The 26,725-nt window shown below is 57.0% G+C and carries 24 protein-coding genes and 1 pseudogene; all 25 read left to right on the top strand.

Annotated features, from left to right (window positions below; genetic code table 11):
• The first annotated feature begins 273 nt into the window (after nt 1-273).
• The 25 genes and pseudogenes from SB772_RS01790 to SB772_RS01670 all read left to right on the top strand — a co-directional run bounded on the left by SB772_RS01790 (nt 274) and on the right by SB772_RS01670 (nt 26,702).
• Complete coding sequence (locus SB772_RS01790; protein ID WP_410831564.1) at nt 274-1,836, top strand: methyl-accepting chemotaxis protein; 1,563 nt, start codon at nt 274-276, stop codon at nt 1,834-1,836.
• 220 nt (nt 1,837-2,056) lie between these two features.
• Nucleotides 2,057-2,305, top strand: a complete 249-nt coding sequence (locus tag SB772_RS01785; protein WP_410831563.1) for a hypothetical protein — start codon at nt 2,057-2,059, stop codon at nt 2,303-2,305.
• A gap of 39 nt (nt 2,306-2,344) precedes the next feature.
• On the top strand, nt 2,345-2,704 hold the full coding sequence (locus SB772_RS01780; protein WP_410831562.1) for a hypothetical protein: 360 nt from the start codon (nt 2,345-2,347) through the stop codon (nt 2,702-2,704).
• Between the two features lie 200 nt (nt 2,705-2,904).
• Nucleotides 2,905-3,663, top strand: coding sequence for an enoyl-CoA hydratase/isomerase family protein (locus SB772_RS01775; protein ID WP_410831561.1), 759 nt, complete (start codon nt 2,905-2,907; stop codon nt 3,661-3,663).
• 2 nt (nt 3,664-3,665) lie between these two features.
• The gene (locus tag SB772_RS01770) at nt 3,666-4,898 is read left to right on the top strand and encodes a CaiB/BaiF CoA transferase family protein (RefSeq protein WP_410831560.1); all 1,233 of its coding nucleotides are present in this window, start codon (nt 3,666-3,668) and stop codon (nt 4,896-4,898) included.
• A gap of 229 nt (nt 4,899-5,127) precedes the next feature.
• Complete coding sequence (locus SB772_RS01765) at nt 5,128-6,060, top strand: 3-keto-5-aminohexanoate cleavage protein (protein ID WP_410831559.1); 933 nt, start codon at nt 5,128-5,130, stop codon at nt 6,058-6,060.
• Between the two features lie 127 nt (nt 6,061-6,187).
• On the top strand, nt 6,188-6,985 hold the full coding sequence (cofE, locus tag SB772_RS01760; protein WP_410831558.1) for a coenzyme F420-0:L-glutamate ligase: 798 nt from the start codon (nt 6,188-6,190) through the stop codon (nt 6,983-6,985).
• A complete protein-coding gene (gene cofD / locus SB772_RS01755) occupies nt 6,982-7,929 on the top strand; it encodes a 2-phospho-L-lactate transferase (protein ID WP_410831557.1) in 948 nt (315 codons plus the stop codon). The genes cofE and cofD overlap by 4 nt, the downstream gene beginning before the upstream one ends.
• Nucleotides 7,930-7,961: 32 nt before the next feature.
• Nucleotides 7,962-9,077 (top strand): 3-hydroxyacyl-CoA dehydrogenase family protein, encoded by a 1,116-nt coding sequence (locus SB772_RS01750; RefSeq protein WP_410831556.1) that lies wholly within the window; start codon nt 7,962-7,964, stop codon nt 9,075-9,077.
• 46 nt (nt 9,078-9,123) lie between these two features.
• A complete protein-coding gene (locus SB772_RS01745) occupies nt 9,124-10,164 on the top strand; it encodes an AraC family transcriptional regulator ligand-binding domain-containing protein (RefSeq protein WP_410831555.1) in 1,041 nt (346 codons plus the stop codon).
• Nucleotides 10,165-10,599: 435 nt separating this feature from the next.
• Nucleotides 10,600-11,901: a phenylacetate--CoA ligase PaaK gene (paaK, locus tag SB772_RS01740; RefSeq protein WP_410831554.1), complete on the top strand. Its 1,302-nt coding sequence runs from the start codon at nt 10,600-10,602 to the stop codon at nt 11,899-11,901.
• Nucleotides 11,902-11,951: 50 nt separating this feature from the next.
• Nucleotides 11,952-13,052 carry a TIGR03617 family F420-dependent LLM class oxidoreductase gene (locus tag SB772_RS01735; RefSeq protein WP_410831553.1) on the top strand — a complete coding sequence of 367 codons (1,101 nt, stop codon included), beginning with the start codon at nt 11,952-11,954 and terminating at the stop codon, nt 13,050-13,052.
• Nucleotides 13,053-13,081: 29 nt separating this feature from the next.
• Nucleotides 13,082-14,005 carry an enoyl-CoA hydratase/isomerase family protein gene (locus SB772_RS01730; RefSeq protein WP_410831552.1) on the top strand — a complete coding sequence of 308 codons (924 nt, stop codon included), beginning with the start codon at nt 13,082-13,084 and terminating at the stop codon, nt 14,003-14,005.
• Between the two features lie 51 nt (nt 14,006-14,056).
• Entirely contained in the window at nt 14,057-14,731 is a 675-nt protein-coding gene (npdG, locus tag SB772_RS01725) for an NADPH-dependent F420 reductase (protein WP_410831551.1), read from the top strand.
• Between the two features lie 12 nt (nt 14,732-14,743).
• Entirely contained in the window at nt 14,744-15,424 is a 681-nt protein-coding gene (cofC, locus tag SB772_RS01720) for a 2-phospho-L-lactate guanylyltransferase (protein ID WP_410831550.1), read from the top strand.
• The gene (gene cofH, locus SB772_RS01715) at nt 15,424-17,886 is read left to right on the top strand and encodes a 5-amino-6-(D-ribitylamino)uracil--L-tyrosine 4-hydroxyphenyl transferase CofH (protein WP_410831549.1); all 2,463 of its coding nucleotides are present in this window, start codon (nt 15,424-15,426) and stop codon (nt 17,884-17,886) included. Before cofC ends, cofH begins: the two co-directional genes overlap by 1 nt.
• Nucleotides 17,887-17,903: 17 nt before the next feature.
• A complete protein-coding gene (locus SB772_RS01710; protein ID WP_410831548.1) occupies nt 17,904-19,031 on the top strand; it encodes an iron-containing alcohol dehydrogenase in 1,128 nt (375 codons plus the stop codon).
• A 28-nt stretch (nt 19,032-19,059) separates the two neighbouring features.
• Complete coding sequence (locus SB772_RS01705; protein WP_410831816.1) at nt 19,060-20,511, top strand: NAD-dependent succinate-semialdehyde dehydrogenase; 1,452 nt, start codon at nt 19,060-19,062, stop codon at nt 20,509-20,511.
• Nucleotides 20,512-20,571: 60 nt separating this feature from the next.
• Entirely contained in the window at nt 20,572-20,991 is a 420-nt protein-coding gene (locus SB772_RS01700) for an acyl-CoA thioesterase (RefSeq protein ID WP_410831815.1), read from the top strand.
• A gap of 76 nt (nt 20,992-21,067) precedes the next feature.
• Nucleotides 21,068-22,252 carry an acetyl-CoA C-acyltransferase gene (locus tag SB772_RS01695; RefSeq protein ID WP_410831547.1) on the top strand — a complete coding sequence of 395 codons (1,185 nt, stop codon included), beginning with the start codon at nt 21,068-21,070 and terminating at the stop codon, nt 22,250-22,252.
• Between the two features lie 211 nt (nt 22,253-22,463).
• Complete coding sequence (locus tag SB772_RS01690) at nt 22,464-22,772, top strand: DUF485 domain-containing protein (RefSeq protein WP_410831546.1); 309 nt, start codon at nt 22,464-22,466, stop codon at nt 22,770-22,772.
• Nucleotides 22,769-24,436 (top strand): cation/acetate symporter, encoded by a 1,668-nt coding sequence (locus SB772_RS01685; RefSeq protein ID WP_410831545.1) that lies wholly within the window; start codon nt 22,769-22,771, stop codon nt 24,434-24,436. The genes SB772_RS01690 and SB772_RS01685 overlap by 4 nt, the downstream gene beginning before the upstream one ends.
• Nucleotides 24,437-24,687: 251 nt before the next feature.
• Entirely contained in the window at nt 24,688-25,293 is a 606-nt protein-coding gene (locus tag SB772_RS01680) for a TetR/AcrR family transcriptional regulator (protein ID WP_410831544.1), read from the top strand.
• 161 nt (nt 25,294-25,454) lie between these two features.
• Nucleotides 25,455-25,747, top strand: a pseudogene (locus tag SB772_RS01675) (transposase); the annotation flags it as partial.
• Between the two features lie 169 nt (nt 25,748-25,916).
• Nucleotides 25,917-26,702 carry an SDR family NAD(P)-dependent oxidoreductase gene (locus SB772_RS01670; RefSeq protein WP_410831543.1) on the top strand — a complete coding sequence of 262 codons (786 nt, stop codon included), beginning with the start codon at nt 25,917-25,919 and terminating at the stop codon, nt 26,700-26,702.
• Nucleotides 26,703-26,725 lie beyond the last annotated feature (23 nt).

Genomic DNA, 26,725 nt, shown 5'->3' with positions numbered 1-26,725 from the left:
TGATGCATTGACGTGGGACGATCAGCTCGCCATTTAGCAGTTATGGCAATGCATGCTGTTGCCATCGCATCGCATCGCATCGCATCGCACTCGTACCCGTACCCGTACCCGTACCATGCGCGCGCGGACCGCACTGTCACGAAATCACCCCAAACCCGGCAGAAAGCGACCTTTGCAAGCGGATTGGTCGTGACCATAATTCATTGAAGAGGTGATCGTAATATTTCTGCAAAATATGACGGGTTTATCCTGAAAACCAACGTGGTCTAAGACATGAAAATAGGGATGCGCCTGGGCGCGGGCTTCGGGATCGGGATGTTACTGATCGTGACATTGATTGCTGTCGCGCAGATCCGTTTGGCCAACATTGGCGACATCAACGACCGGATCGTCGGCGAGGAGTGGGTCAAGGTCGATGCGGCGCAGACCGTGAATCTCCTGATCGGTGCCAACGCCCGGCGGACCATGGAATTGTTCATCACGATCGACCAGCACACGGTGAACGCGATTCATCAGAAGTTAGATGCGAGCAAGAAGACGATCGACGGGGCGCTGGAAACGCTCGACAAGCTCGTGTACACGCCGGACGGAAAAGCGCTGCTGGCAAAGATCAGGGAATCGCGCGCGGCATACGTGGCCTCCTTGAGCAAGGTCGTCCAGTTGCTGGCAGCGCAAAGACGGGATGACGCCGCCAGCATGATGCGTGACGAAACCCTTCCTGCCCTGGATGGGCTCCAGGCAAACATCACGGCCATGGTGGATCTCCAGAACACGCTGCTGAAGGAAAGGGGCGCGCAAGCTGCGCAAAACGTCGAGTCGGCGCGTCATCTGATGATTGGGCTCGGTCTGCCGGCTCTATTAATCGGTATCGGCCTTGCTTATTTCATCACAAGTTCGATTACGCGCCCCTTGCAAGAAGCGGTGCAAGTCGCACAGGCGGTCGCCGCCGGCGATCTGACCAGCAGCATTCTGGTGCAGACCCGGGACGAGACGGGTCAACTGTTGCAATCGCTCAAGGATATGAACGAGAACCTGAAGAAGATTGTGGGCGACGTGCGTACCGGCACGGACACGATTGCGACTGCGTCCCGGCAGATCGCGAGGGGCAACCTGAATTTGTCGTCCCGCACCGAAGAACAGGCGAGTTCTCTCGAAGAAACCGTCGCCTCGATGCAGGAGTTGACGAGTACGGTCAGGCAGAACGCCGACAACGCCGTTCAGGCGAACCAGTTGACCGTTTCGGCCTCCGACGTGGCGATCGAGGGCGGCGCAGTCATCGCGCAAGTAGTGGATACGATGAGCTCGATCAACGAGTCGGCCAACAAGGTCGTCGACATCATTGGTGTCATCGATGGCATCGCTTTCCAGACCAACATTCTTGCGTTGAATGCTGCCGTGGAAGCAGCCCGCGCTGGGGAACAGGGAAGGGGCTTCGCGGTGGTCGCTGCCGAAGTGAGAAACCTGGCGCAACGCTCCGCGGCAGCGGCCAAGGAAATCAAGAGCTTGATCGGTGACTCGGTGAGCAAGGTCGAGGCGGGCAGCCAATTGGTGGCGAATGCCGGGACCACCATGGACGAGATCGTGACGAGCGTGCAGCGCGTTGCCGACATCATGGGCGAGATAACCGCCGCCAGCCAGGCACAGAGCACCGGGATCGAGCAGATCAATCAGGCCATGGGCCAGATGGACCAGGTGACGCAGCAAAACGCCGCGCTGGTGGAGGAGGCCGCGGCCGCCGCCCAATCGCTGGAACAACAAGCGGCGAAGCTGGACGAAACGGTTTCGGTATTCAAGGTTGGTGGCACGCAGCCAGCATCGCGGACCACAGACTCATGACAGCAGGTCGCGCGTGCTCATTCGTCAGCCTTGCCGAGGCCACGCCATACGACCTTGACAGCCTTGCGGAAGGCATGCAGTTGCGAAGGACTGTTGTCACTCCAGCGAAGGAAAATAACCAGGCCCTCGCAACTGGACACGATCAATGCAGCGCGGTTGCAATGTTCCAGCCACGAATTGGCGGGACACGATGGTGGCGCCGCGGTGGGAGGAGAGCGAGATGGGTTCCGGAGAGATGTGCTTGCGATCGCTGGTCGCAAAGTGGTTTGGGCACTCGGCGGTGATGACCGTACGCGTGGTGGAGTTCAGTCGCACACCATCAGATCGAAGGCGCTACGTGCGCATCGGCGTGGTGCGGCCGGACCGAAGTTTGACCATCGTTTTCTTCCGGCACGATGACGGTTCGTGGAACGTGTTCCCGGCAAAGGCGAGCACGCCGGCGATGCGCGCTTACCCGCTTGCAGCATAAGCGATGGGTTGCTAGTCGGGCGATCTCGGGAGAAACGGAATGAACATCCTGGAATTGGCGGCGGATGCTGGAATGCTGGTCGTACTTGACGGCAGAATCGGCCGCACCGAGTACCGAAGCGTCCACGGAACCCTGGATGCATTTCAGCGTTTCGTTCACGCGTTGGAATCGGCACTGGCGAACAGTCCGATTGGTCTCAGTGTCGAGCGGGGTCTGGCGACACTGGTCCAGTTTTTTGATGTGTTGACGTGCGACGATCAGCTCGCTACTCAGCAGTTCATCACAATGCGTTTGGTTGCCATCGCACGACACTCGTACGATCCGCGCGCACGGACCGCACTGTCACAAAATCACCCCAAACTCGGCAGAAAGCGACCTTGGCAACCGGATTGGTCGTGACCATAATTCATTAAAGCGCGACCAACTGCGCGCCGCTATCCGCCCGATCGTGCGTTCGAAGCATTTTCCGATACTGAACGCACCGCTCGCAACGCTAAACCGCTGCTGGCTTTCTCGGAAAGGTGAGCTTCGCGCAGCTGACCACTAAAACAACGACGGCCGTCACAGCGGCTGTTACTCGTGCTTCCTCGGAGACAACCATGGCAACAGTGGAGTACCACAAAGATGGCAACGTCGGTGTCGTGGCGCTTGCCAAACCACCGCACAATCTGATTGACAACGCACTGCTGTCGGATCTAGTGACAGCATACGAGCGTGCGCAGACAGATGGCTGCAGAGCCATCCTGTTGCGCAGCTCGATGCGGCATTTCTGCGCTGGCGCAGAACTGAATGTGATCCATGCTGAGCGTGGCGATCAGGAGCGTTTCGATCGGATGTGGTCCGCGCTCGAAGACATCACCATTCCGACCGTGGCAGCGGTTCACGGAGCCGCGCTGGGTGGTGGGTTCGAACTCGCGTTGTTATGCGACATGATCGTCGCCGCCGATACGGCATCGTTTGGAATGTTAGAAGCGACGCTCGGCTTGCTGCCGATCCTAGGCGGCGTGCAGAGAGTGGTGCAGCGTGCCGGTGCGGCGCGGGGCAAGGAGATCGCGATGTTTGCACGCCGCCATGATCCGCGCGCACTCGAGCGCTGGGGCGTGATTAACCTCGTCGTAGAGGAAAGCGAACTGGGCAATGCCTCGCTGTCATGGGCGCGCCAACTCGCGGCCGGGGCGACCGTGGCGCTGGCCGGTATTAAGCGCTTGGCAAACCTTTCCGCGCGCGCTGGGGTGAAGGCCGCGGACGAGCAGCAGGCGCAGGTCAACGACCTCATGTGGGCTTGCCAGGACCGCGTGCGCGGGCTCGCGGCCTTCGCCGCAACCGGGCCAGGCACCGCCACCTTCGAGGGGAACTGATCATGAGTAGTGCACCGCTCGCCGGCCTGAAGGTTATTGACTTCACCCGTGTCCTTGCCGGCCCTGGTTGCACCAAGGCCCTACGCGATCTGGGCGCCGACGTGATAAAGATCGAGCCGCCTTCGGGCGACCTCGGACGCGCCGCCGTACCGCATGTCGGTGCGATGTCGCTCTACTATGCGCAGCTAAATGCCGGTAAGCGCAATATCAGCCTCGACCTCAATTGGCCGGAAGCGCACGAGATCGTTACCGATCTGTGTAGCGACGCCGACATTATCGTGGAGAACTTCCGCCCCGGTACGTTGGCGCGCTTTGGATTTGCCTACAAGGATGTGATCAAGTTCAACCCCTCTGTGGTTTATGTGTCAATCACAGGATACGGACAAACCGGTCCGTGGCGAAACCGGCCGGCGTTCGCACCCACGGTTCATGCCGAGTCAGGCTTGACGCATATTATCGAGCAGCACTATGCGGGAGCGATGAATGAATTGCGCAATGACGCATGCAGCCACGCGGACGTTTATACCGGTTTGCAAGCGGTCATCGCCGTGCTCGCTGCGCTGCAGCACCGTTCACGTACCGGTGAAGGGCAGCATGTAGACGTCTCGATGGCGGCAACCATGCTCTCGGTCAACGAGCGTGCGGGGGCACTGCTTTCGGGGCTGGACGTCAACGACGAGCCGTATGCGCTGAGCGCCAACGAGTCGCCGATCATCGAACTCCCGGACGGCCGCCGCTTGACCATCGCTGGCAGCCCCATCTTTTCGCCGATCTTCGCTCGCTATTGTTCGATGATGCGGCGGTTCGATCTGTTGCGCGATCCCCGCTATGCATCGGCCACGCTACGACGCGAGAACCTCGCCAGCTTGATGAGTGAAGTGCGGTCGTGGGTGCTGACGTTCGCAGACCTCGACCAACTTCAGGCGCAGGTGAGCGAGGTGGGGCTTGCAATCGGGGTCGTTCGCAGCATTGACGCTATTGCATCGTCGGAGTGGGCTGAGGACTGGGGCGCGATCGTAGAGGTCGACGATCGCGAGGGCGGCATGTTACGGATGCCAGGACCGCCGTGGCACTTCAGCCGCTCGGACTTGCCGGCGCCGGGCGTGCCTTATTTCCAGGGCGAATGCAATGAAGAGGTGTTGTCCGCGCGCGGCATGTCCGCTGAGCAACTGGAGACATTGCGCCGCCAGCGAGTGTTGCTGAGCCGACGCAATCCGGCCGGCGCGTTCGACTGACACCGGCGGTCTCGGGTGCGCCGATTCAAGCGCTCGGCGTTGAAACGGACACTGCGTGTCGCTCCGCACCCGATACCTTTGCCAATCAGCGCTTAAGCCGGTGCGAAGCGGTGTCCGTCTTCAAGCTCGCTTTGGCCAAGCGACTGGCATAGACGAAGGTGAGCGTCGCCGTCGCCAGCGCGGAGACGTATATCGCTCGCCCAGCCGCTGGCGTTACTAGGAGAACAACATGTCGAATGGAAGCAAGGTCATCATCACGTGCGCCATCACAGGATCGATCCACACACCGGGAATGTCGGGATTCCTGCCGGTGACAGCGGAACAGATTGAAGAAGCCGCCGTTGGGGCTGCGCAGGCCGGCGCAGCCATGGTTCATCTGCACGCGCGCGGGTTCCAAGGGCAGCCGGATCAGTCCCCCGAGGCATTCGAGCCATTCCTGAAAGGCATCAAGCGGCGCAGCGACGTCGTGGTCAATATCACCACGGGCGGCGCGCCGACGATGTCGATTGAAGAGCGGCTTCGTCCGGTGGCAGCCTTCAAGCCGGAGGTCGCCTCGCTGAACATGGGGTCGATGAACTTCGGCTTGTTCCCGATGCTGACTCGCTTCCCAAAGCTAAAGTACGACTGGGAAGTGCCTTATCTCGAGGGTTCGAGAGACCGAGTTTTTCGGAACACGTTCGCCGATATCGAATACATCCTTGAGACCTGCCAAGAGAACGGGACCCGATTCGAGATCGAGTGTTACGACATCGGCCATCTCTACACGCTTGCGCACTTTGCGGATCGTCAACTGGTGAAGCCGCCGTTTTTTGTGCAATCGGTATTCGGTATTTTGGGCGGCATCGGTGTTCATCCGGAAGACGTGCTTCACATGCGCCGTACTGCCGATCGACTGCTGGGGCGCGAGAACTACGAGTGGTCTGTGCTCGGAGGAGGGCGCAATCAGATCGCGATTGCGACGCTGGCTGCGACGATGGGCTCACACGTTCGCGTCGGACTCGAGGATTCGCTGTGGCTACGCAAGGGTCAGCTTGCAAAGACCAACGCAGAGCAAGTAACACTCGTTCGGGACGTGCTCGAGGGTCTAGGGCTGGAGATCGCGACGCCAGCCGACGCGCGCCGCATGCTCGCCTTGAAGGGGGCGAATGAGGTGGCTTTCTGAAGCAGCTCCCGGTGGCTACTCCGCCATGGCGATCGAAGACGGCATAAACAGCAATGGCGATGCACGTTGCAGCGGCGTCATGGCTCGGAGTCAATTGGTAGGTCATGTTTTCTGGGGAGCTTAGAGCATGAGCATTGAGACGCCGACGGCCCGACAAGGGTCGAGAGAATACTTGCTTTGGGCGCCCGGCGATGTGCCCCTTGTCTCACCGGGAACTGACATCGCGAAACTCGTCCTTGATTTGACGACGAACAGCGGTCGTCCGCTCGCTGACGGAGACGTCGTCGTTCTAGCACAGAAAATTGTCTCCAAAGCCGAAAATCGTCTTGTCAATCTTCGTGACACTGTCCCATCAAAGACGGCGATCGAATTGGGTGAGATATGCGGCAAGGACGCGCGTTTGATCGAGGTCATCCTGCGCGAATCCACGGCTGTCGTACGCTGCGTTCCCGGCTTGATCATAGTGCGTCACAGGCAAGGATATGTTGCCGCCAACGCGGGCGTCGACCATTCCAACGTGTCAGGTCCATGCGACGGCGAGTGGGTTCTCCTGCTCCCGGTCGACCCTGATGCCAGTGCGAAAAATTGTTGCCTGTCTTTACGTGAGACCGCCGGAGTCGAAGTGGGCGTCGCTATCATCGATAGCTGGGGCCGTGCATGGCGAATCGGTACCTGCGGAGCATGTATTGGCGCCTACGGTCTTGCAACGGTCGACGACTTGCGCGGACAGCTTGATCTATTTGGCCGAAGATTGGAATCCACAATCGTCGGTATCGGCGACGAACTGGCCGCCGCGGCTTCGCTTCTGATGGGACAGTCGTCAGAGGGAACCCCAATCGTGATCGTCCGCGGTACGTCCCTAGTGCGGCGGGAAGGGGCAGCGGCCGCCCTGGTTAGACCTCTATCGGAGGACCTCTTCAAATGAAGGACAAGGTTCTGCTTTTGAGCGGGGGCGTTGGAGGGGCCAAACTGGCAGAAGGCCTGTCCCAGGTACTGGATCCCGAGAAGCTGACTATTGCAGTCAACACGGGCGACGATTTCGAGCATCTGGGACTGGCGATCAGTCCTGATATCGATAGCGTCACCTACATGCTGGCCGGGCTCGCCTCTGCAGAGCGTGGTTGGGGAAGATCCGATGAAACGTGGTCTTGCATGGGTGCGCTCGATCAGATTGGTGCGAGCACATGGTTTCAGTTGGGCGACCGGGACTTGGCCATCCATCTACACCGGAGCGCGCGCCTCGCCCAAGGGAAAAGTCTCGAGACGGTTACCCAGGAGATAGCAGAGCGACTAGGGGTGCGGCACAAGATTGTGCCGATGACCGAGCATAAAGTTCGCACAGTCATTGAATCTGACGGGACCGAGTACTCGTTTCAGGAATATTTTGTACGCCTACGATGTGCTCCCCGGACCACAGGTGTTCGTTACGAGGGAGCGCAATTTGCCGCGCCGTCAGCAGGATTGCAGGCCGCCCTGCGGGACCCGCAGCTAGGCTGCGTGGTCATTGCTCCGTCAAACCCGATCTTGAGCATTGGGCCGATTCTTGCCGTCAATCCCGTGCGGCGCGCACTAGAGTGCACCGATGTGCCGGTCGTCGCTGTGTCACCTATCATCAACGGGAGAGCGGTGAAGGGACCTGCAGCGAAAATTTTGAATGAACTCAACCTCGGTAGCACCTCAAGTGCATGCGCAACATTCTATCGGGATCTGATCGATTTCTTCGTGGTGGATCGAACGGAAGAAGGGACGGCTTGGCAAAGTGCGGCGCAACGAAACTTCGCCGACATCTTGATGCACACCTCAGACGATCGTCGCCGCGTGGCACTCACTTGCCTTGACGTTTGCGGAAGAGGCCAAGCAATTATTTAGAAGTCGACCAGATTATTGCGGAGAACCATCTGATGGGAAAATCGACCCAGACACACGCAAGAGTGGTAATTATCGGTAACAGTCCGATTGCCTACGGCGTCTGCGGTTTGCTTTTGAACTCAGGCCATGAACCCGCACTCGTTTTCCCTTCACTCAACTCATCCACGGCAGGGGATTGCAGACCTGAGCGTCGAAGTGAGCGCGTCACACGGACTGGCTGGAATAAAAGCGCAATTTCCTACGCCTCGTTACATGATTCGCTAGAAGCATTGAGCGAGGCGGACTGGGTATTCGACGCCTCGTGGTTCTCACTCGAGGAAAAACGGGCGCTCTTCAAATACATTGAAGTCGCCAGAAAGCCATCGTGTATCGTTACGACGGACGAGTCCATTTCGACCGCCAGGGATTTGGCCCAGGGATTGGGGCAGAGATTCACAAGTCACTTCGCTGTGACCCATTTCTTCCTGCCGGTGGAGCGCTTGCCGCTCGTGGAAGTCGTCTTTGGCGACTCGGTGACCGAAGATGTTCGCCTGTTCCTGACCGACCTGTGCGCCGACAGTTTGCAACGATCTGTTCTGCTCACGCCAGATAGCCCCGGTTTCATCGCGAATCGAATTGGCATGTACTGGGCTGTTATGTCTGCCATGGAAGCGATAAAGTCGAATATTGGATTTCGCGAAGCAGACGTTGCGATGTGTGAGGAATTTGGCGTTCCGAGAAGCGGAGTATTTGGTCTGATCGATATGATTGGTATCGATGTATTCGAGAAGATCGTCCGCAAACTTCAAAGTTCTCTGGAGGAGTCCGATGGCATCCAGAAGTACAGATTCGAGGATTACGGACACTTCAAGACTCTGCTAAGGGACGGGCGAACGGGTCGCTCGACTCGAGCGGGATTCTATCGATACGATGACCGTGGAAAACCAGAGGGTCAGCTTAGCGCTGACCTGAAGACATATGAAGCGTTACCTGAACCGCCTCACGGTGATCGTTCCGAATTCGCCACCCTGCTCACTCCAATCTCTTTATTCAAGAGAAATGTACGATTCAATGTAGAGATCTACGTTAACCAATTCTGTCTGAGCACTGGGGTTCGGGCAAGCGAGGTCAGGATGGCGATGCGAACAGGGTACGGCTGGAACTGCTAGATCGCTGTGGATCTTTTGAAGCGCGAATAAAAGGTTCTCGCCACATATGTCGACTTCATGTTCTCACTATTTCAGAGAGGCAATTCGCGGCGCGGAGCGCTGCGGCCTCGACGGAGACTGGCTCATCGCGGAAGTTGGGCTCGCGCGAGACGATATCTACGATCCATTGTGGCGGGGAAAGTCGGAACAGCTCGCGCGCCTCGTCCAGCTTGTATGGATTGGTCTCAATGACGAATTCATGGGTTTTACGGAGCGCCCCTGCAAGACCGGAACTTTCGCCATGATGAGTCATTGCATTCTTACTGAAGAGTCGCTTGAGCAAGCGCTAGTTAAAAGCGTTCTTTTTTATAATCTGTTTACCGATGAAATATCGCTTGGACTTGACACAAGAGAAGATGAGATAGAACTCAAGCTGATTCTCAAGCGCCCCGAACTTGATCCGAATCACTATTTTATCGAGTTTTTGCTCTCAATTTGGTACCGTTTGGTTGGATGGATGGGGGGGATCTCCGCGCCGCTACGATTCGCGACATTCGCCTACCCGCATCCGGAAGAATACTTTGACGAACTCAAGTACATGTTCCCTTGCGACTACGAATTCAACGCGAAATACACGGCGCTTGTTTTTGACCGTCACCATCTTAAGCTGCCGATTGTACGTACAAAGGAAGAATTAAAACGGTTCTTGTCAGTTGCCCCTTTGGGATTCTTGACAATCCCCGCGGATGTAGTGAGTTACTCTCGCCGCGTGAGAACCTTCCTCCTAAAAGAGCGGAGGCTTCCTCTTGAGTTTCCGGAGTTTGGTGCTGTCGCCACGCAATTCAACCTGACAGAACAAACCCTGAGGCGGAAGCTGCATCAGGAAGGCATGTCTTATCGTACGATAGTCGAAAATATACGGCGTGACCTTGCAGTTCAAAAGCTCCTGCGAGGCCGTCATCCGGTAAGCGAGATAGCTGAATTGTTGGGTTATTCGGAGGCTCGCGCATTCACACGAGCGTTTCGCGAATGGACGGGTATGAGTCCAATACAGTATCGAGAACATTTCATCGAAAAGGTTTCGGGCAAACCATCCAATAAGAAATGACTCCTCTGCGCGGGACCCGCCTGTGTTCGAGCCCCTCCTCAACGCCGCCTTCAGCCCGTCGATTGCGTCAGCGCGTAGCAAAACTGCAGCGCGTCACAATCCGGTCACGCGAACTCACAAGCGATTCTTGTACCCGCCGTCCTCTTGCCTATCCGCCCTTCGATGAGTACAGCGGGATTGCCGCCCGGATGCGACGGGCTCCAGCAAATTCAATAGCACGCCTTCGGTGCCCATGCACCGTGGCATGACGCTCCCGAGCTGTTCGAGTTCGGCTATTGAACAGACTTCGCCCACCTCGATGATCGTTTCGGTGATTGTGCTTGACAAATTGAGTCCTGTTTTGCAGCACCACACGCTCTTATATTTGGGGTGTCCGCGTAGGCCATGTTTTCGCGATGTATCGCGATAAGCAAAAAAAAAAGTGGAGACGGTAAATTGAATACCAACGGCAGCGCTCTTTTGCTTGATGATATCGAAAAAGCGAGCATTGACGAACTAAGGGCTTTACAGCTACAGCGTCTGAAATGGTCCATCGGGCACACGTACCAGAACGTGCGGCTATACCGTATGAAATGCGACGCTGTCGGCGTTCACCCTGACGATCTGAGAGAGCTTGCCGACTTGCGGCATTTCCCTTTCAGCGTGAAGCAGGATTTCCGGGATGGTTATCCCTTCGGGATGTTCGCGGTTCCCATCGACAAGGTATCGCGCATCCATGCGTCGAGCGGAACGACGGGTAAAGCCGCAGTTGTGGGCTATACCGCGAAAGACCTCGATAACTGGGCAAGCATCGTGGCGCGGTGTCTGCGTGCAGCGGGGGCGCGGCCCGGTGATATCGTCCACAACGCGTTCAACTATGGCCTCTTCACCGGCGGCATGGGTTCCCATTATGGAGCCGAGAAGCTGGGTTGCACGGTCATTCCCGTTTCAGGCGGGCAAACCGAAAGACATGCGCGCCTTCTGGTCGATCTGCAGCCTCACTTCATCATGGTCACGCCGTCATACCTGTTGAATATTATCGACGAAGTCGAGAGGCAAGGTATCGATCCGGCAGACCTGGCACTACGCGTTGCACTGGTTGGCGCCGAGCCATGGACCGAGGCGATGCGTAGGCAAATTAACATGAGGCTGAGCATACGCGCGCTCGACTATTACGGCATTTCGGAGGTCATGGGCCCAGGAGTTGCCTCGGAATGCATTGAGACCGAAGATGGTCCAACCCTATGGGAAGACCATTTCTACCCCGAAGTCGTTGATCCCGGGACGGGTGAAGTTTTACCCGAAGGCAGTGAAGGGGAGTTGGTCCTGACCTCTCTGACGAAAGAGGCGCTTCCTGTCATTCGATATCGGACTCGAGATCTAACCCGCCTGCTGCCGGGCACAGCGCGGACGATGCGGCGGCTCGCCAGACTCTCCGGCCGCTCCGACGACATGTTGATCATACGGGGCGTGAACGTCTTCCCTTCGCAAATCGAAGAGCAAGTCCTGACTATCGCCGATCTATCGGGTCATTACCAGATCGAAGTGACCCGGGAAGGAACGCTCGACTGCCTTACAGTACACGTCGAGGCCTGTCCCGGCGCGACAGCGGATCGAGAAAGAGTCTCGGCGGAATTGGCACGTAAGATCAAGACCTTCGTCGGCATCTCGACTGTCATCAAAGTGGGGGAGCCCGGCACTATTGAACGCTCCCAGGGAAAGGCCATCCGCACCATCGACAGGCGAACGCTCGTGTAGTCACTCGCGGAATTCAAAACGTAGTAAATGTTTAGTAATTAGGAATACATATGAAAATTGAAACACTCCTTCCCCTTGGAAAAGTTGACCCGGGTCTGCGCGCGCCGGATCAGCCTCTGGATTTGAACTCGATCGCCCGTAACGCCGAGATCGTGGAAAAGCTGGGTTACGACGCGCTGATGACGGAAGAGACGAAAGATGATCCGTTTGTGATCATGGCATTGGCAGCGCAAGCTACGACGACATTGCGTGTAGGCACGGCCGTGGCGATCGCTTTCCCTCGCAGCCCGACGAGCATGGCACTAAGCGCATGGACTATTCAGAAGCTTTCAAAAGGCCGTTTCACGCTAGGTCTTGGGCCGCAGGTCCGCGCGCACATCGAGCGGCGCTACGGCATGCAGTCGCATCCGGCCGGTCCATGGATGCGCGAATACATTCAGGCGGTGCGGGCAGCTTGGGACTGTTGGCAAAACGGCGTGCCGTTCAATTACGAGGGTGAGTTCTACAAGATGGACCTCATGGTGCCCTTGTTTAATCCCGGCCCGCTTGAGAATCCGGATATCCCGATTCACGTCGCCGCCGTGAATCCCGTGATGTGTAAGGTCGCGGGTGAGGTCGCCGACGGCATCCGCCCGCATCCGGTTTGTACGCCGTCCTACATCGAGAAAGTGATGCTCCCCGCAGTTCGGGAAGGTGCGCTGAAAAGTGACCGCAGTTTGCAGAATTTCAGCGTGAGTATGAAGCCTTTGGTTGCTGCGGCATTGAACGAAGAGGAGCTTAAACCCAAGGTACGGGACGCACGCGCGCGCATCGCATTTTACGCATCGACTCCTGCGTACGTTAGCGCGTTCGAGCATTTGGGCCTTGAAGATCTCGCCGCGGAGGCAAAACTTCTTTCGCGAGCTCAGCGATGGGAAGAACTCCCGGAACTTATCTCGGATGAGATCTTGGACCAGTTCGCAGTAGTGGGAACGTATGACCAGGTCGGCCGAAAACTCATTGAGCGCTTCGGGAAGGTGGTCACCAATTCGGAATTCTCGATTCCCGTTCGCAACGAGGCAGAATTCGACACGCTCGCCCAGCTCGTACGCGATATCAAGGCCGATAGCGAAGACGCCGCTCGCGCCGCCATCCTCGGCCAGACGGCCTGAGGGTATTGTTGATCACCGCTGAGACAGCCATGCTTGCATACTCTTTGACGTTGGATGAGGATCGGATCGCGACCGTAGTATTCGACATGCCGGGGAAAGTCAATGTCATGAACGAAGTGTTCATGGCATCGATGAAGGAGATCATGGACCGCTTGGAGGGCTATGGCAATGCACTTCGCGGCGTGATCCTGACTTCGGCTAAGTCGACGTTTTTCGCTGGCGGAGACCTTGCACTCATGTTGCGTGCGGAGCCAGGACAAGAGGCGTTTCTGGAACAACACTTCAACGAACTCAAGGGTTACTTCAGGCGGTTAGAGAAGCTTCCCGCGCCGGTGGTTGCGGCGATTAACGGAACCGCTTTGGGGGGAGGGTACGAATTGTGCCTCGCCTGCCACCACAGAGTCGCGCTTCGTCGCGACAGGGTGCAGATCGGGCTGCCGGAAGTGAGCTTCGGCATTCTTCCAGCTGCGGGCGGAGTCGTCAGGTTGAGCTACTTACTTGGACTCGCGTCGGCGCTTCCGTTCCTGTTGGGTGGACGAAAGGTCGATGTGCAAACGGCGTACGTTTGCGGCTTGGTGGATGAAATCGCCAACACGCCGGAGGAGCTGGTGCAACGGGCCCGTGACTGGATCCTGCGTTGTACCGTGCCACCGCTACAGCAATGGGACGCGCAGCCAAAAACGCTGCTGATGTCGTCGGCTCCGTTGGCCGAGCGTCGCTCGACGCAGCAGGTAGTCGCGGATTTTTCGGAGGATGCCAAACAGAATCCCGCGATCGAGGAGATTCTAAGGGTCGCCAACTTGGCTTCGTCGATGGACGTCGACGCGGTGTTCGCTGAAGAGACTATAGGTTTCGTACGTCTGGTACTGTCCGAAAACGCCAAAAGCAGGATAGGGCAGTTCTTCGAGTCGAATCGACAAAAGAGTGAAACTAAGGAAACCGCAAGTCGCTAAGCGATAGCGGTTCGCCGCTCTCGGCAACTAGTCTACGGATTTTCATTGAACATGAATACACCGCTGAAAATTGGAATCATTGGGGGCACTGGTGCCCTCGGCTCGGGGCTGGCTGCTCGCTGGGCCAAAGCCGGTCGATACGTCGTGATTGGCTCCCGTCGTATCGAAAGCGCTCAGGCCACGTGCGAATCGATCGTTGCGGGCGCAATTGAAGGAAGGGATAACGAGGCACCGCGCGTTTCTTATGGCTTGAACGTTGATGTCGCGCGGGACGCGGACGTTATCGTGGTGACAGTGCCCTTCGACCAGCAAGAGAAGACGCTGGCGTCCATCCGCGAATTTGTCCAAGGGAAAATTGTGATCGATACGACGGTCCCCTTGTTACCGCCGAAGGTGGGAACGGTAAACGTTCCCGAGTCGGGTGCCGCGGCTGTTTCGGCAAAATGCATTCTGGGCGAAGACGTGAAGGTGTTCTCCGCCTTTCACAATGTCGCCGCCGACAAGCTGCAATCGCTGGAGGAACTCGATTGCGATGTACTTGTGTTTGGGGACGACAAGGACGATCGTCCCGTCGTGATTTCGCTGGTCGAAGATGCGGGCATGCGGGGTTTTTATGGCGGAGGTCTTCGCAACTCCATCGCGGCGGAAGCGTTGACGTCCGTTTTGATCACGATCAACCGACAGCTCAAGTGCCAGACGGGGATACGACTCGTTGGAATGCACTAGGGATGTAGATAGATGGATGTCATCGTCCCTATCAAGCGGTTCTCATTGGGGAAGCAACGACTCTCCGAGCGATTTTCCCCGGAGATCAGGCACGAGCTCTGCCGTCTGATGGCTGACTGGGTGATGAATGAATTAGCTTTGACGAGGTCGATACGCCGGGCCATCGTGGTAACAGCGGAGTCCGAGCTAATTCCAGCTATCCGTGGAAATGGGTTTGACCTGCTGTGGGAGGCGGAGCATGAAGGGGGGCTCAATGCCTCTGCCTCGTGGGGGCTGGCGGAAAGCGGAAGGCTTGGTGCGAATGACGCATGCGTCGTACACGCGGATCTTCCACTGTTCAGTTCCGCTGAACTAGAACGCATCATAGCCTCCCATCAACGAGGCGCAGTGAGAAAGATGAGCCTGGTTTCCGACCGTATTGGCCAGGGAACGAATCTGCGTCTTTGCCGACCTGTATCCGCGATTCCTTGCATGTATGGGAAATCGAGCGCCGTAGAGCATGAACGTATGGCGATCGCGGAGAGCGTGACATTTGAACGCATCTGCTCACCCACGTTTGAGCTCGATCTGGACACGGCCGACGACGTTCCGTTGATCCTCCGGGCGGCACAGGCTTTGGAAGAAACGCAAAGACCACCCGTCGTAACGATGTTGAGAAGTCTGGTTGAAAGAGACCTGAATTGGAGTACGTGATGGATACCCGTAGAGCAAACACACGCGGAGTCGCGCTCGGAAAGTTGGTGATTGGCGGCCATCATCTGACAAGACAGGAATTACTCGGTCTCACGCGCTTCAGTACCACGGAGTTGGCCGAAGCAGCACGCATTGTCCGGGATGCGGGCTTTGGCAACATTGTTACTTACTCGAAGAAGGTGTTTGTGCCGGTAACGCAGCTATGCCGGGACGTTTGCCACTATTGCACGTTCGCAAAGACGCCGAAGCAAGTCAAGTTGCCGTATATGACAGAAGCGGAGGTCCTTGAAGTCGCGCGGCAAGGCAAGGCCGCAGGCTGCAATGAGGTGCTCCTGACGCTAGGCGAAAAGCCGGAGTTGCGCTACGACGTCGCGCGCGAATGGCTGGCCGAGCATGGGTTCGCGTCAACGGTCCAATACGTTGCCCACCTCGCACAACGCATCCTCGACGAGACAGGTCTTCTGCCCCACGCCAATCTGGGGACGCTTACCGAAGAGGAGCTGCGGCTAGTTCGGCCAGTCTGCCCGTCCATCGGAATTATGTTGGAGACGTCGTCGACCCGGCTGTGTGAGCCGGGCATGCCGCACTACGGCTCACCTGACAAGCACCCTGAACAACGGCTGAATACGCTGCGCTGGGCAGGTGAGGCAAGATTGGCGACAACGACAGGCATTCTTGTCGGAATCGGGGAGACAGTGGACGAGCGTGTCGACTCAATTCTGGCAATACGTTCAGTGCACGAGCAGTACGGAAACATCCAGGAAGTCATCGTACAGAACTTCCGCGCGAAGCCGGGAACAAAGATGGCGGTTCGTCCTGACGCGGAAGAGGAAGAATTCGTCAGGACGATAGCGATTTCGCGGCTCGCTTTGGGATCGGGCGTCAGCATCCAGGCGCCACCGAACCTCAGTCCGCGAGCGTTGCGAGGATTGATTGACGCCGGCATCAACGATTGGGGCGGCGTGTCGCCCGTCACGCTGGACCATGTGAATCCCGAGGCACCGTGGCCGCACGTCGAAGTGCTCGGTCGCGAGACCGCGGCTGCGGGGAAGACGCTCGTTGGTCGCTTAACCATTTACCCGAAGTACCTGGAGCATGCGACGACATGGCTTGACTCACGGCTGCATACCGCCGTATTGCGTCTGCAAGATGCAACCGGTCTGGCTAGAGAATCTGACTGGACAGCGGGCGCGGCCATGCAACCGCCGGCGGCCGATCTCGACTTGCTGCGCTATGACCGAGCGGATCAGGCTTCGGCGGAGATCAGCGAAATCGTCGAGCGCTGCCGCAACGGTGGGGAACTGGACGAATCGGATGTTGTTCGATTGTTCGAGGCGCGAGGACCCGACTTCGCGTTCATCTGCCGAAGCGCGGACACACTGAGGAAATCGGTGAATAGCGAGACCGTCTCGTATGTCGTTACACGCAACATCAACTACACCAACGTGTGTACCTTTAGTTGCAAATTCTGTGCGTTTTCCAAGGGCCGACAGAATGAAGATCTGCGAGGCAAACCCTACGACGTGCCGATGGATGAAGTCGGCAGGCGTACCCTCGAAGCGTGGCATCGCGGCGCTACCGAGGTATGCATGCAGGGGGGAATTCATCCCGATTACACCGGCAACACTTACCTCGAGATTTGCCGAACCGTCAAATCCGCTGTTCCGGAGATTCACGTCCATGCTTTCTCTCCACTGGAGGTGTACCAGGGCGCTAAGACTCTCGGCGTGCCGGTAGAAGAATTCCTGAAGATGTTGAAATCTGCGGGTCTCGGCACGCTGCCGGGCACGGCGGCAGAGGTGCTGGATGACGAGGTCAGAAAGATTCTGTGCCCGGATAAACTTACCACGAAGCTATGGCTCGAAATTGTCGAGGCTGCCCATACTGTCGGGTTAAAGACCACCGCAACGATTATGTTCGGGCACGTGGATCGACCTGAACATTGGGCGCGCCACTTGTTGGCGATACGTTCTCTTCAACGGCGAACGGGGGGATTTACTGAGTTCGTGCCCTTACCGTTTGTTGCGCAAGAAGCGCCAATTTATCGTAAGGGCTTGGCCCGACCCGGTCCTACTTTTCGTGAGACCGTGCTTATGCACGCCGTAGCGCGCCTGACGCTGCATCCGTTCATCAAGAATGTGCAGACCTCGTGGGTCAAACTGGGCCGCGAAGGGACACGGGCGTGCTTGGCCGCCGGCGCGAATGATTTGGGTGGAACCCTGATGAATGAATCAATCACTCGTGCTGCTGGCGCGGTGCATGGCCAGGAAGCCACGCCGGAGACACTCGAAAGTTGGATCGTCGAATCTGGGCGGATTCCCGAGCAGCGCACGACGACTTACTCGAAGGCAGGCGACGCGCGCCGCGCGGCATCGTTTGGCGCGGCTCCGGTAGAGTCAATTATCACTCCGCCTCCGGTGCGCCGCAAAAGACTTGCGAGCGAACCGGTCGTGGATCACTAAATCAAGAGGAAGAACGTATGATGGACTTCTTGACTACGCCTCGAATCATTCTTGGAGACGGAGCGAGCCGCGATCTTGCGACGCTGCTCAACCAGCGCGGCTTCAGCCGGGTATTGATTGTCACGGACCGGGGACTGGTGAACGCCGGCGTTATCGCGCCTATTATCGAGTCGCTAAACGCGAGGCAGATAGAGACAACTGTGTTCGATCAAGTCGTAGCTGATCCGCCGGTCAGTATGGTGAATGCCGCGGTCGCCTCATCGCCCGAGGGCGTCGATTGCGTTGTCGGAATTGGTGGCGGCAGTACGCTTGACACGTCAAAGCTGGTGGCCTACCTGCTGAAAACGCCCTGCGAAATCGAAAGTATCTTCGGCGTCAATGCGGCGAAAGGCGAGCGTCTACCCCTCTTTCTGGTGCCTACGACCGCAGGGACCGGCTCTGAAGTGACGCCTATTGCGATCGTCACGTCGGCGTCCGAAGAGAAGAAAGGCATTGTTGCTCCCCAGTTGCTCCCGGATATAGCGATTCTCGATCCGTTGGTGACGCTCACGGTGCCTCCGGCCGCAACAGCAGCTGGCGCGGTCGACGCGATGGTGCACGCGATCGAGGCCTACACGAGCGCAATAAAGAAGAACCCCATCTCGGATAGCCTCGCGCGTGAGGCATTGCGAATTCTTGTGGATAACTTTCCGGCTGTAATGGAACGGCCTACCGATATAAAGGCGCGCGCAAATATGTTGCTCGGGTCGTGCCTTGCTGGTATGGCCTTCGCGAACGCGCCGGTGGGCGCCGTCCATGCGCTGGCCTACCCGCTTGGCGCTCGGCGCCACGTGCCCCACGGCCTTTCGAATGCGTTGATGCTACGCGTTGTCATGGATTTCAACATGGACGCAGCGAGGCCCTTATATGCCGAGCTGGGCGATTACATCGATAAGAACGGCGGCGGCGCGGACGGTTTGCGCAAGACGATAACCGAGCTCATCGAGTTATCGAACATTCCCACTTCGTTGCGTGAAGTGGGAGTCAAAGCTAGCGATATATCGCGGCTTGCGCAAGATGCCATGCTGCAGCAACGCCTGCTCGTCAATAATCCCGTGGCCGTGAGTTTGGAGGACGCCGTGCGTCTTTATCAAGCTGTTTTCTGACGAGCCCTGTGCCACATTGGATATGATCATCATGAATCTTGGTAATGCATCTCTTCTCAGGCAGCAATGCTATATAGCGGGTCAGTGGGTCGGCGAATCGACTATCCCGGTGCTTAACCCGGCAAATAACGAACAGATCGCCGCAGTGCCGCGCTTCGGTGCAGCAGAGGCAGAGAAAGCTGTCATTGCCGCACACAACGCGTTCCCAGCCTGGTCGCAACGCACCGCGCGTGAGCGATCGCTGATCCTGCAAAGATGGTTTCAACTAATCATCAAGAATCGCGACGACCTCGCATTGCTGATGACCCTGGAACAGGGAAAGCCGCTCGCTGAAGCGAGGGGCGAGATTGAATACGCAGCGAGCTTCGTGGAATTCTTTGCGGAAGAAGCGAAGCGAGTGTATGGCGAGACAATCCCAGGATTCCGAAAGAACACCAGAATTATTGTCACGCGCCAACCAGCGGGCGTGGTTGCGGCAATCACGCCCTGGAACTTTCCCGCGGCTATGATCACGCGCAAATGTGGGCCGGCTCTTGCTGCAGGCTGCACGGTGGTCGTGAAGCCGGCAACTGAGACGCCGCTAACGGCGCTTGCAATTGCAAAGCTGGCAGAGGATGCCGGCGTGCCGCCTGGCGTGCTCAACGTTATCACCGGAGCTTCAGGGCCTATCGGCGAGGTTCTGACGCGCCATCCCTCTGTGCGTGTTGTGACGTTCACGGGATCGACTGCCATCGGCAAAATCTTGATGAAGCAGGCTGCAGACGGCGTGAAAAAAGTTGGTCTCGAACTAGGTGGCAATGCGCCGTTCATTGTGTTCGAGGACGCCGATATCGAGGCCGCTGTTGAAGGCGTTGTCCAATCGAAATTCCGCAATGTCGGCCAGACTTGCGTGTGTGCTAATCGGATCTATGTGCAAGATTCGATCTACGACCGCTTTTCATCATTACTCGCGCAAGCCGTCAGGAAATTCAAAGTGGGCTGCGGAATCGACGACGGTGTTACTCACGGGCCGTTGATCAACGGGGCCGCGGTTGGGAAGGTTGAGGAGCACATCGCCGATGCGTGCGAGAAAGGCGCGAAAGTCATTGTCGGCGGAATTCGACACCGGCTCGGAGGAAACTTCTTCGAGCCTACGGTGCTAACCGGCGTCACATCGGAAATGTTGATCGCGCGGGAGGAAACGTTTGGACCGGTTGCGCCACTTTTCCGATTTACGGCGGAAGACCAGGTTGTTCGAGCTGCCAATGACACGGAGTTCGGACTTGCGGCCTACTTCTATACGAAAGACCTAGGACGGGCGTTCCGTGTGAGCGAAGCGCTCGAATACGGAATCGTCGGCGTGAACTCCGGTCTAGTTTCGTCCGAAGTCGTGCCGTTTGGCGGGTTCAAGGAATCAGGACTGGGGCGGGAAGGTTCCCACCACGGAATTGAAGAGTATCTCGAGCTGAAGTATTCGCTGTTCGCAGGATTGGATAGCTAAGTCGCAGCTGTTCCAACGAAACACCTAAGAGAATTTGAAATGTCTTCAAATGCCGGTGAGATGAATTCGCCTGACGAAAACGCCTACTGTACTGAGATCTCTACTAGATGGAGTGACAACGACATCTACGGGCATGTGAATAATGTAATTTACTATTCGTATTTTGATACGGTGGTCAACGAGTTTCTTATCGCTAACGGAGATCTGGATATCCACGGCGGTAAGACGATCGGCCTGGTCGTAGAGTCTATGTGCAAATACCATCGTCCGCTTGCTTTTCCTGGAATGGTGAAGGCTCGGTTGCGCGTAGGTAGGATCGGGACTTCGTCGGTAAGGTATGAAATATCGCTGTTTGGAGCGGGGGATGACACGCCGTCCGCTGAGGGGCATTTCGTACACGTGTTTGTTGACAGGTCAACACGGAAATCTGTTCCGCTTCCAAGGGCCATGCGAAAGGCTCTGGAATCGCTGATGACTTGAACGGATACCTCCACAATGGTGGAGGCGACGGTCAGCTACCTTGATCTTATCGACCGGCTATTGATTTGGAGTCCATATGTATGATGTTGTAGTGCTTTCCACGGCTCGCACGCCTATTGGAAAGGCGTTCCGAGGCGCGTTCAATGCGACCCGGTCTCCGACCTTGATGGCCCATGCTATCCGTCATGCCATTGACCGTTCAGGTTTCGAGGGAGAGAGGGTCGAGGATGTGATTGTCGGAACCGTGCTTTCGGCGGGCACGGCGGGGTTGAACCTTGCTCGCCAGGCGGCTCTTGCCGCCGGCGTACCGGTCGAAGCAGCTGCGCAAACAGTCGATCGGCAGTGCGCGTCGGGGCTTGTGGCAATCGCAGCGGGTGCGAAGCAGATACTGTGCGATGGCATGGAGGTCGTTGTGGCTGGCGGTCAGGACAGCATCTCGCTCGTGCAGAAGCGGTATTTCGACTGGGTCGCTTCTGATGCCGATCCGCGCGTCGCTCAGATGGTACCCCATGCCTACATGCCCATGGTACAGACTGCGGAGTATGTTGCCAGGAAATATGGCATTACGCGTGAAGATCAGGATGCCTATGCGTTGTGCTCACAGCAGCGAACGGCACATGCACAAGGTCTAGGTCTTTTCGATAGGGAGACTTGCGCGATCTCGACGTCGATGAATGTCGTCGACAAAGAGACGGGCGTTTCTACTCAAAAAGACATTTGTTTTTCAAAAGACGAAGGCAATCGTCCGGGGACAACGCTCGACCAACTGGCCGCTCTGGCGCCGGTGTCAAAGGATGGCTCGGTCACCGCGGGCAATGCAAGCCAGCTGTCTGATGGAGCGAGCGCATGTGTGCTGGCCCGAAGCGACCTAGCGGAAAGGCACGGACTCGCGCCGATCGGGATCTATCGAGGCATGGTGGTGGTCGGAAATGCTCCAGAGGAAATGGGCATCGGGCCTGTGTACGCGATTCCCAAGCTCTTAAGCCGGTTTGGACTCAAGGTGGAGGATATCGGTCTCTGGGAGCTCAACGAAGCGTTCGCCTGCCAGGCGCTCTTTTGCCGCGACAGACTTGGCATCGATCCTTCCCGTTTCAATGTCAACGGTGGCGCGATATCGATTGGGCATCCCTATGGCATGACTGGCTCAAGGCTGGTGGGGCACGCCCTCATTGAGGGCTCACGCAGAGGCATCCGATTTGTGGTTGTGGCGATGTGCGTTGGCGGTGGAATGGGAGCGGCCGCGCTGTTTGAAGTCTGCTAGTCGCGAGGCAGAGGCAGGAGCACGGTTCAACTTTCGAGTTGCAAATCTTCTCGCACCGCGCTTTCGCCTTTTTGTCCAACGCAGGAGGGTCGACCAGACGAGCACGTTTTCAGATAGTCGTTCTTGTTGCAGAAAAGTCCTCGTCGCGCTGTTTTCGTGACATGAGACTCGATTTTTGAATTTTAAAATACCGAAAACGTTTGGAGGCGACATGGCGCAACTGAGTATTTCCCGCGTGAGTGATAGCCGGGAGTTCAGAAAACTAGTGCGAATGAAGCGGCGACTAAGTTGGTCATTGACATTCTTTATACTCGCACTGTATTTCGGATTTATATCCTTGTCGGCATTTCTGCCCGATGATCTGGCGTCGCCCGGCCCTGGTGGAATTTTCAGTATTGGAATACTTGGAGGCGTGTTTATTATCCTGTGTGCCATCGCGATCACAGGGATTTATGTATGGAGCGCAAACGTGAGTTTCGATCCAATCGTTGCTGCTTTGCTCGTGGAGGTGGAAAAATGAGCCGGCTCTTTCTCGCATACATCGGCGGCACTGCACTCACTCTGAGTACGGCGGTTCAGGCGGACGGTACCGCACAAGTTGCTCATGGAGGCGGTGGTGTAAGCGGCGCGGCAGTATCCATGTTCCTGATCTTTGTATTCATCACTCTCGCAATCACGAGATGGGCGGCCAAGCGGACAAGCTCGGCCTCCGACTTCTATACCGCGGGGGGCGGGATTTCCGCGCTGCAGAATGGATTGGCTATTGCCGGCGATATGGTGTCCGCGGCATCATTTCTCGGCATATCGGCCATGATATTTGATAAAGGATTCGACGGTCTGCTCTATGCCCTAGGTATTATTGCGGCATGGCCGGTTATTCTTTTTGTGGTGGCGGAGCGTCTACGGAATCTCGGTAAATACACGTTTGCGGATGTCGTGTCATTTCGGTTGTCACGCACGCCTGTCCGGATTGTTTCGGCATTGGGGGCGCTTACGGTCTCGATCCTGTACCTTGTCGTACAGCTCGTCGGCGCCGGAAAACTCATCCAGCTCCTGTTTGGGGCGAGTTATCTTTCCGCCGTTGTGATCGTCGGTTTCTTGATGGTCTTGTACGTGATGTTCGGCGGCATGCTCGCGACCACATGGGTGCAGATTATCAAAGCGGTTCTTCTTCTGGCCGGAGCGACGTTCATGGCGTTCATGGTCTTGAGCCAATTCGGGTTTGATTTTCAGAAACTGTTCGTCGAGGCGGTGAAGACACATTCGCATGGCCAGGGGATGCTCCGACCAGGCGGGCTCGTCGCAAATCCTGTCGATGCAATATCCCTCGGCATTGGAATGATTTTCGGAACGGCGGGGCTGCCGCATGTTCTGATGCGTTTCTTTACCGTCAAAAGTGCCAAGGAGGCTCGCACCTCCGTTTTTTTCGCTACTGGGTTCATCGGCTACTTTTATCTGTTGATTTTGGTTCTTGGATTCGGGGCGATTGTCATCGTAGGTGCAGACCCGGCCTATCGGGATTCCTCCCGGGCACTGATTGGCGGAAGCAATATGGTCATGTTGCATCTGGCGAATGCGGTGGCCGGTGATCTCTTTTTTGGGTTCATTTCGGCCGTGGCGTTTGCTACGATTCTCGCGGTCGTTGCAGGCCTTGCACTTTCGGGTGCATCGGCGATTTCACACGACTTATACGCGACACTAATAAAGAAAGGGAAGGCGTCTGAGAAAGAAGAAGTTCGCGTGTCCAAGTTCGCGACGGTGGCAATTGCCGTGATCTCAGCGGTGCTGGCTGTCTTGTTCGAGGATCAAAACGTCGCGTTTCTGGCGGGGCTTGTTCTGGCGATCTCCGCTTCGGTCAATTTCCCCGTTCTGTTTCTCTCAATGTACTGGAAAGGTTTGACCACCCGGGGCGCGGTGACTGGTTGCCTGATTGGGTTGATCTCGTCGGTCGGGCTGCTGATACTCGGCCCGGCTGTTTGGGTAAATGTTTTGAAGCATCAGCACGCCATCTTTCCGTACGCGAACCCGGCTCTTTTCTCTATGATCGCGGCCTTTGGCTCGACGATTTTGGTCTCCCAGTTAGACAGAACGCACGGTGGTCGGGAGGAGCGTGGACGTTACGCGGATCAGCTTGTTCGATCGATCACGGGCATTGGGCGCGAACAAGCGCACGCTCATCACTGACGGACCTGTGGCTATTGAAACCGACGGAGCCTGCCGCCATTTGGCCAGCCAACCCTGGAGGCCTAACGTTCTGTGGCGGATGTGGATCTAGTTGCCTATGCTCCCCATCCGCCACAATTCCTGGATCTCAAAGTACTGTGTTAGTTGACTGGTATCATGCCCACGTGAACTTCGAAACTCGAAATTATCGAGACGAACGCGCGACGGAATGCCTCTCGTCATTTGGAAGCAAAGACCGTACGGTCTAAAAAATGTCCAGACCTTTATCCAAAAATCACGAATTGCAGCGGGAAAAGATATTAGAACTCGCTGCAGAGAAGTTCGCACAGACGGGTTACCCTAACACGTCAATGGCCACCCTCGCGATTGCTAGCGGAGCTTCGAAAGCCCGCTTTTACCACTACTATGCGGGCAAGGATGCGATCCTTTTCGATCTTCTTGATCGCTACACCGCCCGTCTCGTCGAGATCACTGATGAAGTGGACTGCGTGTGTGTCTCGCGTGGGTTGAGCGCGCACGCCGCAGTCGCGGAGTTGATACGCGCGTTTCTCTCTGAATACGAGAAGTCGCATCACTGCCACGCCGCGCTCGTCAACGATCTTAAGTACCTTGGCGAACTTGAGCGCAATCTTATCCTTGCACGGCAGCGCGCCATCGTCGCGAATTTTCGCCAGAAACTACGCGCGGCATTTCCTGAACGAGTTTCGGCCAGTAATCAGACGGCGATAACAATGATGGTCTTTGGGATGATCAACTGGACGTTCACTTGGCTGAAGCCGGACGGCGAACTACGATATTCCGATCTGGCTGAAGAGGTGATCTCTTTTCTCGAACACGGACTTGGAGGGCGGGGCTAGAGACTCAGAGTAACGGTTCACCGGGCGCGGCATGTTCGCGTTGCAGGGGCGTTGTTGCATAAGTCCGGCCGCGTCTCGGCGACGTTTACGCGCAACGACCGGGGCGATGCCTCTGTTAACAATTGGGGTTCTTGCGTAGATTCTCGATTTTTGCCGAGAAGATGCGCAGGGACAGGAGCAGGACGCACGAGCCGAAGGCGCGCTACCGTGTCAAGAACTGGGCACATACAACGCCGGTCTGATCAACCGAGGTAACGTCACGATGTGGATCGATGAAGCCGCACTTGTGAGCATGCCCGACGCCGATCCGACGCGCGGCCGACCGCGGTTGTACAGCGATGCACTGATTCAGGCGTTGCTCGGGCTGAAGAGCGTGTTCCGACTGCCGCTGCGCGCCCTGCAGGGCTTTGCGCAAAGCCTGCGCGATCTGGCCTTCGCCACCAGTGGCGCCCCAGCATCCGCCGTCATCCCTATCTGTCCTGCGTTTTGAATAGAATCGCCGCTCAAGAGACCGACAGTCTGTTATATTGGAGACCATCGGTCGTTTATGCCCTGGCGCCGCGGACTCGAACAACCGTAATCGCCCCGGCCGACACAATCACCTTTATGCAAAGGCTACTGATATGGCATCTGATAACGATTCATGGGTTCTCGTCACGGGCGCTTCGAGCGGATTTGGCGAGGAGTTTGCTCGCCAGTACGCAGCCAAGGGTCATTCATTGATACTGGTGGCACGCCGCTTGGACAAGCTCCAAACGCTAGCGGACTCCCTGCGCGGGACGTATGGCGTCAACGTGCTCGTGGAGCAGGTCGACCTTTCCGATATGGACGCCATCGGTCGGTTGCACTCGCGGCTGCGTGACCAAGGCATCGCCGTCGACGTCCTGATAAACAACGCCGGCCATGGATTGCAAGGGCCGTTCCTCAATGCGCCGCTCGATGCGATGATGAGCATGGTGCAACTGGATATTGCCAGTCTGACTGCCATGACGCGCCTGTTCGGCCAGGACATGCGTCAGCGAGGCCGTGGCAAAATTCTGCTGGTAGCCAGCCTCCTGGCTTATTACGGCGTGCAGGACATGGCGGTCTATGGTGCGGCAAAGGCCTATGTTCTGCGGCTGGGCGATGCGCTGCACCGCGAGTTCAAACGCGACGGCGTGACTGTCACTTCGCTTTGCCCTGGCATTTCGGACACCGGATTCGCTCAGGCGGCAAAACAGAAGATTACGTTCGCATTGAAACTGCTCATGATGAAGCCCGAGCCCGTGGTGCGCGCCGGAATACGTGCGCTGCAGGCGGGGCGCATCAGTGTGGTTCCGGGCTGGGCAAACAAGTCAGCGGTGGCGATGATCTGGGCGACGCCTCGCTGGATACACCAGGCGATCATCGCCCGACTCATGAACAGTTAGTGCTTTCGCGGAACAGCTTTTCG

The sequence above is a fragment of the Paraburkholderia sp. SIMBA_030 genome (assembly GCF_046535245.1).
Classification (GTDB): Bacteria; Pseudomonadota; Gammaproteobacteria; order Burkholderiales; family Burkholderiaceae; genus Paraburkholderia.
This window is presented reverse-complemented; position numbering and strand designations above follow the sequence as displayed.